This is a genomic window from Actinosynnema sp. NPDC023658 (genome assembly GCF_040639995.1).
GTDB lineage: Bacteria > Actinomycetota > Actinomycetes > Mycobacteriales > Pseudonocardiaceae > Actinosynnema.
Window position 1 is genome coordinate 1 of sequence record NZ_JBFAAX010000843.1, and the last position, 2,416, is coordinate 2,416.

A 2,416-nucleotide genomic window follows, 5' to 3' on the forward strand; every position below is an offset into this window, starting at 1 on the left:
CCCTGTACGTGCTGCAACGCCTGGACCTCAGCTACACCGCGGGCAACTACCTGGACGCGATCTGGCTGGCGGGCAACCTCGCGCTCGGCGCGTGCGCCCTGCACCCGTCGATGGGCCGGATGGCGCAGTCCGTGGACGTGCCGGCGCTGCGGCTGAGCTGGCCGCGGCTGGCGATCCTGTCCACCGGCGCGCTGATCGGGCCGGCGCTGCTGCTCGTGCAGCACGCCCACGGCGTGCGCCGGGACGTGCCGGTGATCGCGACGGGCTGCGCGGTGCTGTTCGCGCTCACCGCGACCCGGTTGGCGGGTCTGGCGGTGGACCAGCGCAGGCTCGCCATCACCGACAGCCTCACCCGGCTGCGCAGCCGCCGCTACTTCGAGGCCCGCCTGGCCGAGGACGTCGCGCGCAGCAAGCGCAACGGCAGCCCGCTCGGCGTGGTGATCCTCGACGTCGACCGGTTCAAGTCGATCAACGACCGGTTCGGGCACCCGGCGGGCGACCGGGTGCTGGTCGAGGTGGCGAACCGGTTGCGCGCGGTCGCGGGCGAAGATCGGGTGCTCTCCCGGTACGGCGGCGAGGAGTTCGCGCTGATCGCGACCGGTGTGGACGCCGAGAACCTGGGCCGGCTCGCGGAACGGTTGCGGCACGGCGTCTCCCACCATCCGATCGCCGTGAGCGGTCGGCGTTCGGTGACGGTTACGCTCTCGGCCGGCACCGCCGCGTTCGCGCCGCACTACGGCACGGCGTCCGCGTTGGTGTCCGCCGCCGACCGCGCGCTGTACCTGGCCAAGGACCTTGGCCGGGACAGGGCGGTCGCCGGTGGCACATCGCTCACCGAACACCGGGAGGACGTCGCGGTGGACTACCTGAACCAGGTCGCGGACCTGGTCGACCTGCGCGTGGCCAGTCCCGGGCGCAGCCTGGCCATCGCCGAGTGGGCGCGGACCGTCGCGGAGCACCTCAAGCGGAACCCGGCCGAGATCCGCAACGCGCACCGCGCGGGGCGGTTGCTCGACGTCGGCATGATCGTGCTGCCCGACGACCTGCTCACCGAGTCCGGCCCGCTCACCGACCAGCAGTGGCACCTGCTGCACGAACACCCCGACAGCGGCGCGCGCATGGTCGGCGTGCTGCCCGATCACGGTGAGGTGGCGGAGGTCATCCGCCAGCACCACGAGCGGTGGGACGGCGCGGGCTACCCGGCCGGGCTGACGCGCGACAACATCCGGGTCGAGGCGCGGATCCTGTCCGTGTGCGACGCGTGGGCGGCGATGCGCGCCGACCGGCCGCACCGGCGGGCGCTGACCCACGAGCAGGCGGTGCGCGAGCTGCGGGCCGGTCGCGGCGCGCGGTTCGACCCGGAGCTGGTGGACGTGTTCCTCGGGTTGCTGGAGCAGGGCGTCGTCGGTGACCTGACCGCCGGGCCGGGCGCGACGGTGCCGCGGGAGGACAGCCGCCTATCCTGACGCCATGTCGCGCCGGGCCACGATCACGATGACGACCGACGAGGTGCGCGCGTTCCTGGAGGAGCAGCGCGTGCTCACGGTGGCCACGATCGGCCCGAACGGCAGGCCGCACCTCGTGCCGCTGTGGTTCGTGGTCGAGGACGGCGGACTGGCCGGGTGGACGTACCGGGCGTCGCAGAAGGTGGCGAACCTGCGCCGCAATCCCGAGGCCACGGTGCAGCTGGAGGCGGGGGAGACCTACGACCAGCTGCGCGGCGTGTCCATGGAGTGCGACGTGCGGTTGGTCGAGGACCCGGCCGAGGTCGCGCGGATCGGCGCGGCGGTGGCGGCGCGGTACTCCGGGCACAGCGGCCCGGAGCTCGACGCGTTCGTGGCCGCGCAGGCGGCGAAACGGGTCGGGCTCCGGTTCTCGCCCACCTCCGTGGTCTCCTGGGATCACCGCAAGCTCAGCGGCACGTACTGAGGCCACGCCGCAAGCAAGCGCAAACGCCCGCAAGTGACTTTCCCGGTGCACACCCCTTCGGCGGGTGAGCGGACCGGTTGGGCCGATAAACGCGCTGGCCATGTCCTCTGTCACAGCGGTGAAACCGCTGCACGCGGCCGACTTCCACGTCGTCGACTATTTGCGTGATGTCGTAGACATCTTGCGTGCACCGGATCGCGCTGCTTATGGTGTGCGCCACGCCACACCCCGTGACATCCCTGCCGCAGTTCTGAGGTCCCGTCCAACGAAGGGCTGAACCCATGCGAGTCAACCCCACCCTCCGGCGTCCCCTGGCGCTCGGCGTGGCGGCGGTGGCCACGTCCCTGGTCACCGCGTGGGCCGGCGCCGCCGCACCGACCGCGGTCTCCGCCGAGGTCGCCGCGGCGGCGGCCACGTCGCCGATCGACATCCCCGGCCGGGGCGCCGACGTGCCGTTCGTCGAGCACGAGGCCGAGACCGCCGCCAC

At 72.9% G+C, this 2,416-nt stretch carries 3 protein-coding genes; all 3 read left to right on the top strand.

What is annotated here, in order from left to right; translation table 11 throughout:
- The coding region (locus AB0G02_RS35450) for a diguanylate cyclase (RefSeq protein WP_360803397.1) at positions 1 to 1,466 on the top strand (1,466 nt) is incomplete at its 5' end.
- Positions 1,467 to 1,470: 4 nt separating this feature from the next.
- Positions 1,471 to 1,929, top strand: a complete 459-nt coding sequence (locus tag AB0G02_RS35455) for a TIGR03618 family F420-dependent PPOX class oxidoreductase (RefSeq protein WP_360803400.1) — start codon at positions 1,471 to 1,473, stop codon at positions 1,927 to 1,929.
- A 281-nt stretch (positions 1,930 to 2,210) separates the two neighbouring features.
- A partial coding sequence (locus AB0G02_RS35460) for a hypothetical protein (RefSeq protein ID WP_360803403.1) occupies positions 2,211 to 2,416 on the top strand: 206 nt, incomplete at its 3' end.